Origin of the sequence: Schleiferilactobacillus perolens DSM 12744 (assembly GCF_001435585.1) — a bacterium.
Taxonomy (GTDB): Bacteria; Bacillota; Bacilli; order Lactobacillales; family Lactobacillaceae; genus Schleiferilactobacillus; species Schleiferilactobacillus perolens.
In genome coordinates this window covers 41,458-57,618 of record NZ_AZEC01000016.1, presented here as the reverse complement: position 1 = coordinate 57,618, position 16,161 = coordinate 41,458, and the positions used below count along the sequence as shown (strand labels likewise).

At 49.8% G+C, this 16,161-nt stretch carries 14 protein-coding genes; 7 read left to right on the top strand and 7 right to left on the bottom strand.

The features are described from left to right. Both FD09_RS16800 and FD09_RS13395 read left to right on the top strand, forming a co-directional pair. Positions 1-261: hypothetical protein (locus FD09_RS16800; protein WP_235812297.1), on the top strand; the 261-nt coding region annotated here is incomplete at its 5' end. 50 nt (positions 262-311) lie between these two features. Next, positions 312-662: a hypothetical protein gene (locus FD09_RS13395; protein WP_057822202.1), complete on the top strand. Its 351-nt coding sequence runs from the start codon at positions 312-314 to the stop codon at positions 660-662. A 48-nt stretch (positions 663-710) separates the two neighbouring features. On the opposite strand, the gene FD09_RS13390 is transcribed toward FD09_RS13395, so the two are convergent. The 3 genes from FD09_RS13390 to FD09_RS13380 all read right to left on the bottom strand — a co-directional run bounded on the left by FD09_RS13390 (position 711) and on the right by FD09_RS13380 (position 4,682). Next, the gene (locus tag FD09_RS13390; RefSeq protein ID WP_057822201.1) at positions 711-2,258 is read right to left on the bottom strand and encodes an ABC-F family ATP-binding cassette domain-containing protein; all 1,548 of its coding nucleotides are present in this window, start codon (positions 2,256-2,258) and stop codon (positions 711-713) included. A gap of 874 nt (positions 2,259-3,132) precedes the next feature. Then, a complete protein-coding gene (locus tag FD09_RS13385; protein WP_057822200.1) occupies positions 3,133-3,525 on the bottom strand; it encodes a hypothetical protein in 393 nt (130 codons plus the stop codon). 113 nt (positions 3,526-3,638) lie between these two features. Continuing rightward, positions 3,639-4,682: an LCP family protein gene (locus tag FD09_RS13380; RefSeq protein ID WP_057822199.1), complete on the bottom strand. Its 1,044-nt coding sequence runs from the start codon at positions 4,680-4,682 to the stop codon at positions 3,639-3,641. Between the two features lie 201 nt (positions 4,683-4,883). Between FD09_RS13380 and pepF the strand changes: the two genes are divergently transcribed. Further along, the gene (pepF, locus tag FD09_RS13375; RefSeq protein WP_157053832.1) at positions 4,884-6,680 is read left to right on the top strand and encodes an oligoendopeptidase F; all 1,797 of its coding nucleotides are present in this window, start codon (positions 4,884-4,886) and stop codon (positions 6,678-6,680) included. A 132-nt stretch (positions 6,681-6,812) separates the two neighbouring features. Beyond that, complete coding sequence (locus FD09_RS13370; RefSeq protein WP_057822197.1) at positions 6,813-7,163, top strand: DUF960 family protein; 351 nt, start codon at positions 6,813-6,815, stop codon at positions 7,161-7,163. On the opposite strand, the gene FD09_RS13365 is transcribed toward FD09_RS13370, so the two are convergent. Further along, positions 7,160-7,957 (bottom strand): metal ABC transporter permease, encoded by a 798-nt coding sequence (locus FD09_RS13365; RefSeq protein WP_057822196.1) that lies wholly within the window; start codon positions 7,955-7,957, stop codon positions 7,160-7,162. The genes FD09_RS13370 and FD09_RS13365 overlap by 4 nt on opposite strands. 13 nt (positions 7,958-7,970) lie before the next feature. Then, positions 7,971-8,660: a metal ABC transporter ATP-binding protein gene (locus FD09_RS13360; RefSeq protein ID WP_057822195.1), complete on the bottom strand. Its 690-nt coding sequence runs from the start codon at positions 8,658-8,660 to the stop codon at positions 7,971-7,973. Between the two features lie 133 nt (positions 8,661-8,793). Between FD09_RS13360 and FD09_RS13355 the strand changes: the two genes are divergently transcribed. Next, positions 8,794-9,744 (top strand): L-lactate dehydrogenase, encoded by a 951-nt coding sequence (locus tag FD09_RS13355; RefSeq protein ID WP_057822194.1) that lies wholly within the window; start codon positions 8,794-8,796, stop codon positions 9,742-9,744. 115 nt (positions 9,745-9,859) lie between these two features. On the opposite strand, the gene FD09_RS13350 is transcribed toward FD09_RS13355, so the two are convergent. Then, a complete protein-coding gene (locus FD09_RS13350) occupies positions 9,860-10,354 on the bottom strand; it encodes a PTS sugar transporter subunit IIA (RefSeq protein ID WP_057822193.1) in 495 nt (164 codons plus the stop codon). 86 nt (positions 10,355-10,440) lie between these two features. Then, positions 10,441-13,098, bottom strand: coding sequence for a glycoside hydrolase family 65 protein (locus tag FD09_RS13345; RefSeq protein WP_057822192.1), 2,658 nt, complete (start codon positions 13,096-13,098; stop codon positions 10,441-10,443). 259 nt (positions 13,099-13,357) lie between these two features. Here FD09_RS13345 and sstT point away from each other — a divergent pair, with 259 nt between their 5' ends. Together sstT and FD09_RS13335 are read left to right on the top strand one after the other, a co-directional pair. After that, positions 13,358-14,611 carry a serine/threonine transporter SstT gene (sstT, locus tag FD09_RS13340; RefSeq protein ID WP_057822191.1) on the top strand — a complete coding sequence of 418 codons (1,254 nt, stop codon included), beginning with the start codon at positions 13,358-13,360 and terminating at the stop codon, positions 14,609-14,611. Positions 14,612-14,742: 131 nt separating this feature from the next. After that, the gene (locus tag FD09_RS13335; protein ID WP_057822190.1) at positions 14,743-16,128 is read left to right on the top strand and encodes a hemolysin family protein; all 1,386 of its coding nucleotides are present in this window, start codon (positions 14,743-14,745) and stop codon (positions 16,126-16,128) included. The last annotated feature ends 33 nt before the right edge of the window (positions 16,129-16,161 follow it).

The following is a 16,161-nucleotide window of genomic DNA, read 5'->3' as shown; positions in this document are numbered from 1 at the left end:
CTTTGTTCAGTTTTCAAAGGCCTGCGATCGTTGTTCGTTCGTGTTAGCTCACTCACAACGACAGCTTATATAATATATCACGCTCAGCAACTCATGTCAACAACTTTTTTCAATCAAGTTTTTGATCAATCACTGCATCGCTGTGCTGTACTGCGTTGCCTCAAAATGACAACAGAAAATATCATACCAGCTGGATGGGGAGTCGTCAACACTGTTTTTCAAAAAAACGATAAAAATCGTCAGGCAGATTCTTTGACCTGATTTCTAAAACGGTTTACATTGCTGGTGTACCAAGGAAAAGGTGGATCTTCATGCTTGACGTAAAAAATTCAATTGACCGATTATCCTGGACCGTTGACCATCATTTCTTGCATATTAAGAACCAACACGACTTCATGCGGGCTTGGGCTGTACAATTCGAGCTTGCCTACACAGACTTCCGCGTGATTCAAATGGCGTTGCAGTTAAACGGCGAGGAAAATCATCCACTGTTGGCGCGCTTCGCTGCCAACTACGAGGCCATCTTCCAATATGAATATGAATTCGCCGGCAACGGTTTGGAAGGATTCAATGCAAAGTTTGGCCCTTCAGAAATTCCAAAGTACGAGGCACTCGTCAAAGAATTCGACGGGATCATCAAAGAAATTCAAGCGTTGCAGTAATTTGCCAATAAAAAAGATGACGACCGTTTTTCTCGGCCGTCATCTTTTTTATTTGCGTAATGCGGCGATATCCAATACCTTGTCCACCCAAGAGTCATCATAGAAGCCCTCTTCATGGGTGACGAGCACAACACCGCCAGGAAATTCTTGAATAGCCGTACGCAGTGCATCTTTCGTGGCTTCGTCTAAGTGGTTGGTGGGCTCATCCAGAAGAAGCAGATTACTGGGGGTTAATAGTAACCGGGCCAGTTTAACCTTGGACTGCTCCCCGCCGCTTAACTCGTGGATCGGACTCATTGCCTGCTGCGCAGTCAGCCCAGTCCGCGCCAGTGCTTGACGTAAAGTACGGGGCTGGGCTTTGGTAAAGATGCCCTGCAAATATTGCAGCGGCGAAGCCAGGGGGGCTTCCCAGTGGAGTTCCTGATCGTAATAACCGGGCACCATTGTCGCCGAGGTATCCACTTCACCGCTAATTGCCGGCAGCATGCCAAGAATTGTCTTCAGCAAGGTCGTTTTCCCCACACCGTTAAACCCGGCAAACACAACGACTTCACCGCGCCCCACGGAAAAGTTTAACGGTTCTCGAAGCAATGGCTGCTTTTGATAGCCAATCAGTAAGTCGCTGACGGTGACCAAAATTTCGCTGGCGGTTTCCACAAATGGAAATTCCAGCACCGGTCGAACTTTGTTGCCCGGCGGTGTTAACCGTTCCACGTGGGCCAGCTGCTTTTCCCGGGAACGGGCACTCTTGGAGCGAGAACCGGCTTTATATTTGCGAATATAAGCTTCGGTCTTCGAGATTTTCTCTTGTTGCTTGTTAAATTCCCGCATGTAGGTTTCCCGAGCTTGATTGCGCAGCTTCAATGCTTGCTTCAGATTGCCGGTATAGCGAGTGATCTTGCCAAATTCGACATCACAGATCACGTTCGTGACTTGATCCAGGAAATCATAGTCATGGGATACCACGATGTAGGCACCATTGAAATCCTGTAGGAAAGAAACCAGCCAATCAATGTGATCCTTGTCCAAAAAGTTGGTGGGTTCATCCAATAAGAGGACATCGGGATGGCTCAGCAACAGTTTAGCTAAAATCAGTTTCGACCGCTGTCCGCCAGATAGTGCAGTGACGTCCCGATCGTAACCGAGTTCAGCCAGGCCTAAACCGGTGGCCACTTGGTCAATGCGGGTGTCGATGTTATAGAAGTCAGCGGCTTCCAGTCGTTCCTGGATCGCCCCCGCCTTGGCCAATAATTCATCATCCGCATTGGTCCCATAATCGGTGTAATATGCATTCATCCGCTTCTCGTCATCGTACAATTCAGCGAACGCCGAATGCAAAAACGCGCCGATGGTCACGCCAGCACTAAGCTTGGCATACTGATCTAAGTAGCCATAGTGCAGTCGGCGCTGCCATTCGATTTTGCCCTCGTCCGGAATCAGTTGGCCAGTGATGATGTGAATCAAGGTACTCTTCCCCACACCATTTTGACCGATGATCCCCATCCGGTCGTGCGGATTAAGGATGAGTTCAGCGTCCGTATATAATTGTTTATCCATGAATTGGTGACTGAGATGGGACACGGTCAACAAAGCCATTAGGCAACCTCCTCTTAAAAAATCTAGCTACCAGTATGGCATGGCCTGACCGATGACGCAAATTGACGGTGTTCGCGGCAATAAAAAAATGCGCAAAAAAATAGGATTCAAGCCTTCTCTTACTTGAATCCTACTTAACTAACTCTGGGAGCGCGGGAACAATCATCTATTAACTTATCAGCCAAAATGGTAATTTCTTTCCACCTCGTAAATCCTGGATGCTTGTCACTTATTCGATTTTCCATCAATTATCAATGCCACCACGTTGACTTTTTTACCAGTCTGAGGTTTGGCGGTGAGGCATCTTTCTTCACAAATGCGATCATCAACGCCCATTTTTGTCAAATTATGTGGCGGCGCAATTGATAACGACGTTTGAAACGCGTTGGTCTTTCTTAATACTACATTACCTCGTTTGTTTCTCGATTTTCGTTTACAATCCATCTTCTAAATCTGGTGCTGTAAATCTGGTGTCACGTACACTTCTATTGCTTGTGATGCTTGATACCGGTGTTCCTTCTTGGGACAACGATTCAACGTCTCACGACGCCTTGAAGCTTCTTGCTACATTCACCCGAGCGGAGCGCAGTCGCAGTTCCACTCGCTAGTGCTGAACTTGGAAAGAACCACTTGGCAATTCCCGAATCTGACACTGTGGTGCTCAACCTGGGATCGTCTCGCCCAGGCTGCTGAGTCCAGCCGCTATACAGCCGGGGCCCAGAGGTTTTGTGAAACTCTGTGGTGCTTTGCTTTGGTACTCTTGTTGCGGTGATACCTGAGAAGATTTCTGATTGTTCCCTTAATCCCTCCCGCAACTATAATATAGCACGGACCGTAACCGGTTGCAACCCCCAGGCGCAAACAATGGAAGCCTTTACCTTTTCTTAATATTTGGCCGTTGGGAGGTACTCGATTGCTGCGCCGCCCAGGCTTGTAATTTCTTCTCCACACTGCCCCAGCGGCGCTTGGGAATCACTAAGGCCAAGTCACCCCGATAGATGGGGAAATTGGTGCTGCGTTCGCCGGTGATGGCAGCCAGATCGTCACTGGTCAGGTTGAATTCGCGCACGATGGCCTTGATGTTGGCACGCATGCGCATGTGGTAATACTGGGTGTAAGCCACTGCGGCCCCGCCGAGGATACCGCCGCCGACGGAAACAATAGCGGGATAGTGGCCAAAGCGGGCAAGTAGCAGTGTGAAGGCAATAAAGCCTGCCACAAATGACATCGCCGACATGAGAATAATAGAGATCAGACTTTTTTTCACCGCGTATGTTCCTTCCGTTTGATAATTACTGACAGCTTACAACATCCTGTGGCAACCGGCAATTGACCATTAAAAAAACAAGAACCCGCTTTTTGGATTCTTGCTTTCTGTCGCTAATATGGAATCGTGTATTGTCCCCCGGGTTGGAAATTAGGGTTTTGAGCGTTCATCTTGGTATTTTCGTTATCCAGGGTTTCGGTGCTGAGCCCGAGGGCGGTACGAATACGATCAGACGTTTTTTGCAGTTCCGCCGTAGTCGGTACTTGGTAGGCACCGTCACCAATCCAAGCGTCTTGACCTTGCAGGGTTTCGCTGGAGATACTCTTGGCCGCATTGCGGTAGTTGCTGAAGATACTGAGCATATCATCCGTCTTCAAATTGGTGCGCATGTTGCTGGAAATGGAGTCCAGCAATGTTTGTAAATGCGTCAACGTCCCTACTGACAACGCATTTTTAATAATTGCCTTGATGACCTGCTGCTGCCGCTTTTGCCGGCCATAGTCACCGGTGGGATCTTCATAACGCATCCGGGCATAAGCTAGTGCCATTGCTCCATTCAAATGCTGCTTGCCCTTTGGGAAATGCTGGCCACCCGTCTTAGCCGAAGTAAATTCGAACGGGTTATCGACATCCACCCCACCCACGGCGTCTACGATCTTTTCCAAACCGCCCATGTTAATTGTTAAGTAATAATCAATGGGGACATTCAACAATGTTGAAACTGTATTAATCGCCATCTTTTCACCGCCAAAATTGTAGGCCGCATTGATCTTTTCAATGTCTGTGGTGGGTTGACCAACGATCTGAGCCACCGTATCTCGCGGGATACTTGTCATAGTGACTTTGTTTTTCTGAGGATTGACCGTGGCCACGATCATCGTATCAGAATTGGCGTCACCTTGATTGGTCGTCCCATGATCAATCCGTCCATCCGCCCCGGTATCGACTCCGAGCAACAGAATCGAGAACGGCTTGCGATCGCGAATAGAGGTGGACACATTCTTACTATCCAGGGGGGTATAGGTTTTATCAATCGCGCTCTTGGTTTGGTAGAACACTCGGGCGGCATACGCCCCACCGGCAGCAAGCACGATGAACAGGAAAAGCAGAAAGATCTTGAGTCCGCGATACCGGACACGCCTACTACGTGAATCCACAATATAGCCTCGATTCCTTGAAAAATTCTGACTTTTATCATACTATAACGCGCTCCGTGTGCAAAATACACTGCCCGCAATAATCCAATAATTAAGAAAAACACTATATTTCGACATGCTCAAATCATGGCTGGTCCGCATAGAAGCATGTATACTGGTCATAATCGCTATTTTTAGAAAGCAGGGATAAATTTGAGTCAAATTACAAAGCAACCCACTCGGGATCAAGTGCCCGAAGAACTGACATGGGACTTGACCAAGATTTTTGCCACCGATGCGGATTGGGAAAAGGCGTTTGCCCAAGTTAAGGCGGATAGTGCCGCGTTGAAACAGTATGCGGGTACCTTAAAGGGCAGCGGCACGGCACTGCTTCAAGGGATTCAGGCGGTATTGAGCGTACTGCGTGTATTTGAAAAAGTTTACGTTTACGCCAGTATGAAGAGTGACCAAGACACCGCTAATGCCCATTACCAGAGTTACGACGCTCAGGTGTCCGCGTTGGCTGCCACGATTTCCGCTGACACCGCCTTTATGGAACCAGAAATCCTCGCTATCCCTGCTGACAAGCTCACCCAATTCTTCCAAGATGAACCTAAATTGGCGGATTATCGGCACTTTATTGATGCCATCACGGTGAATCGCGATCATGTGCTATCCGCTGATCAGGAAGAATTATTGGCTGGCGCCCAGGATGCTTTTTCTTCTTCAGCACAGACCTTCAATGTGTTGAACAATTCAGATCTGAAATTCCCGACCACCACAGATGAAGACGGCAACCAAGTCCAAATTACCAATGGTGTCTACAGCACCCTGCTGCAGTCCAGCAAACAAAGTGTCCGCAAGCAGGTCTTCAAAGGCCTGTATTCTGCCTATGGCCAATATCAGCATACGTTTGCCAGCACTTTGGCCGGCGAAATTAAAGTGCACAATTATTCGGCTAAGGTTCGTCACTACAGTTCCGCCCGGGAAGCAGCACTCGCTCAAAACCATATCCCGGTCAGTGTCTATGACACTCTAATCAAGGAAGTCAATGCCCACCTGCCGCTGCTCCATCGTTATGTAGCACTGCGTAAACGGCTGTTGAAGTTAGATGTCGTCCATATGTATGACATGTACACTCCCATCACGGGTACACCGCAACTCAGCTATACGTTTGCAGAAGCCAAGAAAGAAGCCCGGCAAGCGCTCTCCGTTTTGGGTGACGATTATCTGAGCCACGTGGATGAGATTTTTAACAATCGGTATATTGACGTGGTGGAAAACAAAGGCAAGCGATCCGGTGCCTATTCTGGCGGGGCTTATGATACACCGCCGTATGAATTGCTGAACTGGCAAAATGATTTGGAAAACTTGTATACGCTGGTCCACGAAACTGGTCACAGTGTCCATTCCTGGTACACCCGCCACAACCAACCGTATCAATATGGCGACTATCCGATCTTCGTCGCCGAAATTGCGTCAACCACCAACGAAAATATCCTCACCAACTATTTGCTGAAGACCCAACAGGATCCAGCAGTGCGGGCTTACGTGCTGAATCACTACTTGGATGGCTTCAAGGGGACAATTTTTCGGCAGACCCAGTTTGCGGAATTCGAACAATTTATCCACGATTCCCAACAAAACGGCCAGCCTTTGACCGCTGATCACATGAGCCAGTTCTATGGCGATCTCAATGCCCGCTACTACGGTCCAGACGCCGCGCGTGATCCAGAGATTGCCATTGAGTGGACGCGGATCCCGCACTTCTACTACAACTACTATGTCTACCAATACGCCACCGGCTTTGCGGCCGCAGCGACTTTAGCCGAAAAGATCTCCAGTGGTCAAGATGGTGCTGTGGATGCCTACATCAATAACTTCTTGAAGAGCGGTTCTTCCCGGTATGCCATCGACACGATGCAACGGGCTGGAGTCGACATGGCTAAGAAAGATTACTTGGAAAATGCCTTTGCGGTTTTTGAAAAGCGCTTGGCAGAATTGGAAAAACTCGTCTAAAACGTTGATGGCATCACAAGAAAAGCGCTGGTTGTTCAAAACCGGCGCTTTTTTCGTACATTATTGATAGACACTGGGCCATCCCACTTCTGTACAATGAAAGGTATAGGACAAATATGAGGGAGGCCCACCATGCAGCAACCCAATGAAAACAATCCCCACCGTGCCCAAACTGATGGCGTTCGCTTCACCGTGCCATGCTATTTTGCCCGGTTATTATGGCAATACGTGGACAGTTTGCCGGTCCAGGGTATCCAGTTAAGCAGTGCCCTGTATTTTCACATTCGTCAAAATGCCGGCGATTGCCGAGTAGCCTGTGTACAAACTGGTCCAGAATACCGCCATCAATGGGAAATTCAACTCTTTAATAAAACTGATATTCTGCCGGACGAAATTGTCGTCGGGACCTTTGGCGACCGGCAGATCATGTGTCTGCCGGAAGAATTGCCAGACTTGCAGCAGCGCTATGGTCAAGTGACTTAGTCGCCAGTGGCCCGCCGATCCCACAACAGGGTCCCTAAGTAAATGACGACCTCAATGGTGGCAATGAAAAAAGTGACCGGCCAGTTGGTATAGTAGCCCAGTACTAGTCCGCCCCACACCCCGGCCAGCGCCAAGATTACCGATACAAGAATCATTCGGGGAACGGTGTGCACCAAATAACGCGCTGAAGACGCCGGTAAGGTAAGCAAGACAAAAACCAGCAGCGAACCGACGATTTGGGCTCCGATACTGACGGAAATTGCTAGTAACAGCAGAAACAGAATCGACAGCAAGTGCTTGGGCAGCCGCTGTACCCGGGCCCCGACACTGTCAAAAGAATCAAATACTAAGTAACGGTAAGCAAAGAACATCACAATCAACATGATGATCGACAGGACAACCAGTTGCCACACTTCCTGAACACTGATCCCAATAATGCTGCCAAACAAAATGTTCGTGGCGTAACTGGCGCTCTTATTGGCTAAAGATAGAAACAAAATCCCCAAGCCCATAAACAACGAAGAAATGGCGGCGATGGCCGCTTCCCGACGGGATTGCTCCGTGGCCATTTCACCCACTGCCACAGCGGAAATCATCGTGAAAAACAGCATTCCGTCCAAGGGAGCCAAACCAGTGAAGACACCAAATGATGCCCCGGCAAAGCCAATCTCCGACAACGTGTGCGCCAAAAAGGACAGGTTGCGGGCAATCACGAAGACTCCGACGACGCCGCAAGTGAGAGCAATAAACGTACTGGCGACAAAAGCATTGCGCATAAATTCTAATTGAAACATCCGATTCTTCCTCTCAGTCCGTAATCATTTCATCGGTTAACGCCGCCGCATTTCCACTGGTCATTTGGCCATTCTGCAGCAACAAGTAGCGATCCGTATATTCCCGGGCCATGGGCAAATCGTGGGTCACAAACAATACCGTCAGCCCCCGCTGCTGATTGAGCTGGCGCACCAATCCGATCAGCTCGTGTTTCACCGCCACATCCAAACTGGCGGTGGGTTCATCGAGAATCAATAATTCGGGATCATTGACCAGCGCTTGGGCCAAATAGGCTCGTTGTTTCTCACCCCCGGAAGTCATCCCCAGAGGTGTTTTGGCCAACTTGGTCAATCGAGTTTCTTTGAGAATGTCGTGCAGCTGCCGTTTTTCTTTAGTCGTGTGCCAGGGCCAAAAGTGACTGAGCTGATTCAGCTGGACAAAAGCTTCCGCCGATAACGGATAGTCCCGATCCAGGTTGCGAAACTGAGGTACATAGCCGACTCGCAACCGTTGCTCTCCAGCAGAGGTAAGAACTTTGCCGGTGGTCGGCTTTAACACATTCAATAAAATGCGGGTGAGCGTCGTTTTTCCAGAGCCGTTAGCCCCTACCAAGCTGATCATGGCACCCCGGGGAATCGTGAAGTTCACATGGGAAAAAATAGGCCGATCAGCGAACGTCATCGCCAGATCTTGGCCCTGTAATAGTGGTTTATCCGTTGCCATACATAACCTTCCTTGCTTACTTTTATTAAGCATTTTTTAGTATAGCATGGTTGCCGAGTGCTTATGTGAATGATTCAGCATATGAAATGATATAATCAAGGCGGAATGTGGGAAGAAAGGAAAGTGTTTAATTATGCCAAAACTAGCCAATATCATTTTAATTGGGGACGGTGCCATCGGCTCCAGTTTTGCATTCAACTGTTTGACTTCTGGCGTCGGTCAAAGTCTAGGGATCATTGATATCAACATGCAACGGGTGCAAGGCGACGTGGAGGATTTGAACGACGCATTGCCTTATGCCGCCCAGAAGAACATTTACGCTGCGAACTATCACGATTGTCAGTATGCCGATTTGATCGTCATTACCGCTGGAATTGCCCAGCGGCCCGGTCAAACGCGGTTGGAATTATTGAAGAAGAACGCCCAAATCATGACGGACATCGCTAACCAAATCATGGCTTCTGGCTTCCACGGCATCATTCTCATTGCCAGCAACCCGGTGGACATTCTCACGGAACTGGTATTGCGAATCACTGGTTTGCCTCGCAACCAAGTCCTCGGTACCGGCACCGCACTGGATTCCGCGCGGCTGCGGTCCGAGATCGGCCAACGGTTCAACATTGATGCTCGGGCTGTCCACGGGTATATCTTGGGTGAACACGGCGATTCCGAATTCCCCGCTTGGGACTATACAACGATTGGCGGCAAGCCGATTCAGGATTGGCTGCCAGCTGAACGGGAAGAGGAAACATTGGACGAAATTGCAAATACAGTGAAAACTGCGGCCTACTCAATCATTGATAAGAAGGGTGCCACATTCTATGGTATCGCCGCGAGTTTGACCCGGATCACGGCGGCTATTTTGGGTGATGAGCGGTCGGCATTTGCGATGTCGGTACACTTAGATGGTGAGTACGGGCTGCATGATGTGAGTATCGGTGTACCGGTCATTATCGGTGAGACTGGGATGGACCGGATCATTGAGCTGGATCTGAATAAGCAGGATATGCAGCGGCTGAGTGATTCGGCGACAATCTTGAAGAAGAATTTACAAGAGGTTCTGGACAGTACAGAAACTAAGTAGACACATAATTAACAAAAACTCGTTCGGCATTGAGATGCTGAACGAGTTTTTTGTGTGTTGATGAAAAATGGGCCCTGTTTGCCGTGCCAAAGCTGCGCAACAGAAAAGAGATTTCTTAGCTCTTCGCCGTGGCCGTGCCAATTTGATCACCGGCTTGGTGAGCGCCGTTTTCGACGTTGAGGGTGTCGAGGCTGTCTTTGGTGTTGGTAATGACGACGATGACGACATCGTCTAAGCCAGCATCTTTCACTTGTTGCAGATCCATGGTGGCGATGGCTTGGCCGCCGGTAACTTTATCTTGTGGTTTAACGTTGATTGTGAAAGGCTTACCCTTCAAATCAACGGTATCCACGCCCATGTGGATCAAAACTTCCAGACCATTATCCATGGTGAAGCCCAATGCGTGTTTCGTATTGGCGACCATAGTGACAGTGCCGGCCACGGGGGCGACAATGTTGCCATCGCTGGGGTGGATCCCAAAGCCTTCCCCCATCACGCCGCTGGAGAAGACAGGGTCAGACACATCTTTCAGTGCTTCGACCGTTCCATTGACCGGGGCATAGATGTGGTCATCGGTTTCTTTGTGGTGCCCAAATAACTTTTTAAACATGATGTATCCCTCCTAATTTCGCTTACATAGCCATCATACAGCATCACCCTGGGTCAAGGGTGGCTGGTGTGGGAAATTCTGAATTTTTAAAACTTAATCGTCTGTGGAGTGCTGGCGGGAATATTCTTGGGCTGGCCTTGAATGTAAATTGTCAGCGGTCGGTCGGCGGTGATGGTGACCGCCGCCTTGGTGACTAGGAAGTCCACCCGAATGCCCTGGTAAAGCCGATTAAAGTGGATACTTTGCCAGTGCTCGGGAAGATGCGGATCGATGGTCAGATGCTCACCACGATCATCAATGCCCGCAAAGTCCCGTTGAACCACGGTGAGTGTGGCAGCCATGACGCCAAGATGAATCCCCTCCGCAGTGGTGCCGCCTTGAATGTCGCGATAATCTGAGAATAATGCCGCGCTAAACAATTGCCACGCTAGCTCTGGCTGATGGTCTTGAACCGCTAAAGCACTGTACACCACCCGGGAAAGTGTCGATCCGTGGGTCGTGCGGGCCAACCAATAAGCCAAATTTTGCTTCATAAAATCGGCTGGCAGTTCGTGGCCCAAGTCACTGAAAATATCGGTAACCGTGGCCACCGGTAAATTCCAGAAAGCCATTAAAGCGTCGGCCTGTTTAGCGATTTGGTATGCGTCAGGCGAATCGCCTTTGGCCTTTAAGATCCGGTCCAGCCGGTGAACATCACCGTACTTTTCGCCATAAGCGGCCAAATCTACAGGTTGTAAATCAAAATAACCTTGGAATTGCGCAATGATCCCTTCAGGAGAGACGTTCAAAGCCATTTTGTTGGCAATATCTCGGGCCAATTGCTGATCTTCTTTGGTAAAGTCCACCCTGGCCGCACTGGCCTGCCACAGGTCCTCCGGCAACTGGCTCTGAAGCGTTGCCAGCATGGCAAAGAGCCAAACTACCATCACGTTCGTGTAGGTATTGTTTGTGAGCCCCGCCGGTTTTCCGGGAACTCCTTCGTGAAATTCATCCGGCCCCATCACTCCGGTAATATCGTAATACCCAGTCTGCGGATTCAATTGTGCCGCGCTGATCCAAAACTTAGCAATGCTTAGCAGCATTTCGACCCCTTGATCCCGCATAAATAGGATGTCCTGAGTGGTGTGGAAGTAATACCAGACATTGTAAGCCACCGCTAAGGAGACATGACGCTGACGGTATGAGTTGTCAGTCTCCCACTGCTGGGTGATGGGATTGAGTCGCAGTGCTGGCGTCTGTTCGTCCCCCACCATACCCGACTGCCATGGGTACATTGCTCCCTGATAATGGGCCTGCGCAGCGTTTTGGCGGGCAGCCCCCAAACGGCGATAACGATACGCCAGTAAGCTCTTGGCCAATAATGGATTGTGGTCGGTGTAAAACGGGAGCACAAACAGCTCATCCCAGAAGATATGGCCGCGATAACCTTCACCGTGCAATCCCCGCGCGCCCACAGACGCATCCAGATGCGGATTGGCCAATGGCGAAGCGGTGACGTAAGTGTGGAAAATGTTTAGCTGCACCAGCTTTTGACTGGTGATATCCCCGGTAATTTCAATATCCGCGGTCTGCCAAATCCGATGCCAGACACTAGCGGCATTATCCCGGGCAGTATCATAGGAAGCCACAGCCAATAATCGATCCGCCTGCGTTTCCAAATTCACACTTTCCAAGCTAGTAAACAACACCACATCTTTGGTAACCGTCCAAGACTCTCCCGCGGCTAGCTTGCGGCTGCTTTTTTGCCAAGCGACATCACCGTCTGCTTGGCCGGCCCACTCATCAGCCCCGTGCAAGCGGGTAGCCACCACGAAGTCGACTTGGGAAGATTTCGTCTCAGCCAGCAAGGTGGCATCGGGTCCTTGCACCGCCAGCTTCTGAATATCAAAATGATTAGACTTAAAAGCTTGGTAACGGGCCACATTTCTGTTTTGAATACTGCCGTCGAGTTTGCTACTGATGGTGATCGTACCGGTGAAATCTAGCGGCGTCACTGTCATCCGCACCGCGTAATGATGCCATTGCACCATGTCGACGACTTTTTCTGCCTTCACGTCCAAGTGCCGGCCATTACTCAGCGCAATGATCGTCTGCAGCGTCATGGTCCCTTTTTGCATATCTAAATCCCGGTAGACGTCGATCAATTTAGCGGATTGGGGATCGATGGGCACCCCATCGACACTGACTTGCAAAAATTGGGCATTGGGTAAATTCACCAAGTCTTCGTTCTCCACATTATGCCCAGCAATCTTGGTGGTTTGCTGATCAAACAACCCAGCGGCATAAAAGCCAGGATAATTGTCCTGGTTGGCATCAACGCTCAGGTAGGCTCCGCGGAGACCAATAAAGCCGTTGCCCAAAGTGAGCAGCGTTTCCTGAGCGTAATTCTCTGGGCCGCCAAAGACGCCGTAGTAAGTTAAATGGTGCCCCGCCAGCGCCACGGCGTCTTCCATGGTGGTGGCACCATGGCCGCGCTGGCCATAAACGGGGATGTTCGTCTGATCCGTGATTAATGTGGCCAAATCGACCTTTTTTCCCGCCAACTCAATGATGGTGGTACTGAACCGCGATGCCGTGGGTGTGCGCAAAGCCACAGCAGTCGCCCCCAGCGCTTGTAATTCACGGTTTAATCGCTGACCAATAGCCGCACTGCTTTCCGCCGCCGTATATTGAATACTTCTATCGCCCTGTTCCCCATGTAACAAAATTGCCGCTGGCTCCACCGTTAATTTAATCGTCGCCATGTCGAACACCGTCTCTCTACGAATGCGCTTTAATAACCTCTATGTTAGGACATTGGCCCACCCGCGGCAAGAATTTACCCTGACGATGGCGGCTTCAATAAAATGAGAAATATGAAAAGTCTATCATTATTTATGCATTTTTGGTTGACGCGCGGTCTTTCTTTCGGCACAATGGAAAGCAAACAAATGAGTTGATTCCTCAGCAACCGGCTAGTGGCAGTAACCGGTAATAGGCGGAGACTCTGGGAGGGTTCTTCTCATGTTCAAATGGTATCGGTCTATTTCTTTAATTATTCGTATCGCCTGCGGCATCGTCATTGGGGCGCTGCTTGCCGTGTTGGTGCCCCAGTGGGGGTTCCTGGGAATTCTGGGTGAGCTGTTCATCGGCGCCTTGAAGGCCATTGCGCCATTGATGGTTTTCTTCATTATTATGTCCGCGCTGGCGCAGTATGAAACCGGGACGAAGAACCACTTCAGTACGGTCATCGTGCTTTATATGGCGGCTACCCTCATTGCCGCCCTCACCGCTGTGGCGGCGTCGTACCTTTTCCCGGTGACCATCGTCCTGCCCAAGGGTACCCATGTGGGTAGTGGGATTCCCAAGGGACTGGGGCCGGTGATCCAAAATCTGCTGGTCAATGCGGTGGGCAACCCGCTCAAAGCCATTACCAATGCCAATTATCTATCCATTCTATTCTGGTCGCTGCTCTTCGGGGTCACTTTACGCAAGACGGGGCCGAATATTCGTCATTCAGTGAAAGAAATTTCGGACACCATCGCTTCCGTCGCCCAATTCATTATTCAATTTGCGCCATTTGGGATTGTCGGTTTGGTCTTTAATGCGGTCTCTGAAACCGGTTTTGCTGGCATTATTCGGTATGGTCAGCTGGTCGTTCTGCTGGTCGGTACCATGGCGTTCGTTTACCTGGGTGTGTACGCCTTTATGACTTGGGTTATGACAGGGCAAAATCCGTATCCGCTGGTACTGTGGACATTAAAGGTCAGCGGTATTCCAGCCTTCTTCACCCGGTCTTCAGCCGTCAACATTCCAATCAACATGCAAGCCAGTGCAGATCTGGGGTTGGATGAAAGCTCCTACTCGGTCTCCATTCCCCTGGGCGGGTCCGCCAATTCTGGCGGTGCAGCGGTGACCATCACCGTCATGACGCTGGCTGCCGCGCATACCTTGGGTATCGCTGTATCCTTCCCGCTGGCCTTCATTCTTTGCCTGCTGACGGCAGTTTCCGCCACTGGGGCCTCCGGTATCGCTGGCGGGTCACTGCTGCTGATTCCGATGGCGGCCAGTCTGTTTGGGATCAGTAATGATATTGCAATTGAGGTCGTGGGGGTCGGCTTCATCATTGGCGTGATTCAGGATTCTGTCGAGACGGCGGTGAATTCAGCGAGTGACCTGCTGTTTACGGCGGTGGCTGAGTATCATGATGAGAAGAAGGCGGGGCGGCCTGTCGATATTGCGGCGGCGGTGCACGCGGCCAACCAGAAGCGGCATTAGCACTAGTTTCGTGGTCACTCATAGATTGTTGATCAGATTGCTAAGTCGGCCTTGATCCCCTTTAAGACGGCCGGTTCTGTGCTAGAATTGAAGTGCAAACAATTTACTTATCTTTACTGGAGGAATGACTGATGGCCAGTGGCCAGTTAGTACAGAATCTAATTATTATCGTGGTGACGTTCATCGCGGCCTTCTTCTTTGTGGCTGCTGAATTTGCCTTGGTACAGACCCGGCCCAGTCAGCTGGAAGATGCGATCAAGAAGAAACAGGGTAACGTTAAGAAACTCAAACGCGGCCTGCATATGGTCCAAAATCTGAATGAATATTTATCCACGACACAAGTGGGGACATCCATGACCGGTATTCTCCTCGGCTGGATTGGGGAAGGTACGCTAGAAAGTATCTTTATTCAGTTTTTTGGTTGGTCTCACATTGTGAGCGGTCACACCGGACAAATTTTAGGGGCGCTGATCGGCGTCCTATTATTGACTTATTTAGAAGTCGTATTAACTGAAATCGTCCCGAAAAATATTAGTATCGACATGCCGCTCAAGACTCTGATGCGTCTTGTCACCCCATTGCATGCCTTCCACACAGTGTTCTATCCATTTGTTTGGTTATTGAACTCTTCCGCAGTGGGAATTGTCAAAATGATGGGGATGGCACCGGCGGATGAAGAAAACCAGGTCTTTTCGCAATCCGAAATTCTGCGGTTATCCCAGTCGGCCGTCCTCAGCGGGCAAATGGATCAAAATGATGTGCTATACATGCGGCGGGCCTTCGAGCTTAACGATAAAGTCGCTAAAGACATCATGGTGGACCGCACCAGCCTGTCCGTGGTCGATGTCACCAGTACGGTAAAACAAGTACTACGAGCTTACCTAGAAGAGGGGTATTCCCGGTTTCCGGTGGTGGCGGACAATGATAAGGACAAAATGTTGGGTTACGTGTACATCTACGATATTGTGCGTCAAGACCAAGTAGATGGCGGCTTACCAGTATCCCGAATATTACGTTCCATCATCAATGTACCCGAGTCCATGCCAATTCATGATATCTTGACGCAAATGATTCAAAAACAGACCCCGATCGTCGTCGTGGTGGATGAATACGGCGGTACTAGCGGGATCGTAACGGACAAAGATATTTATGAAGAACTGTTTGGGACCGTGAAGGACGAAATCGATGATGTCTCTGATGAATACATCGTCAAGCAGCCAGACGATACCTATCAAGTCAGTGGGAAAACAACCTTGTATGATTTCGAACGGTACTTCCGCACAGATGTTCCGGAATTCAAGAGCTCCGATGTCATCACCGTGGCCGGCTACATTATCGACCACAACCCGAATTTGCAAATGAATCAGCAGATTCACATCGATCAGTTCACTTTCACGGTGTCTGATATTGAGCACGGGTTCGTCAATTGGTTCACGGTGACCATGGCGAAAAAGCCGAATGCCACTTCGGAAGCGGCTACCAGTGAGACAGACGCCGGAACGAAGAAACAAGAATAATCAGCAAAAAGCGCTAAACTCGACAAATGAGTT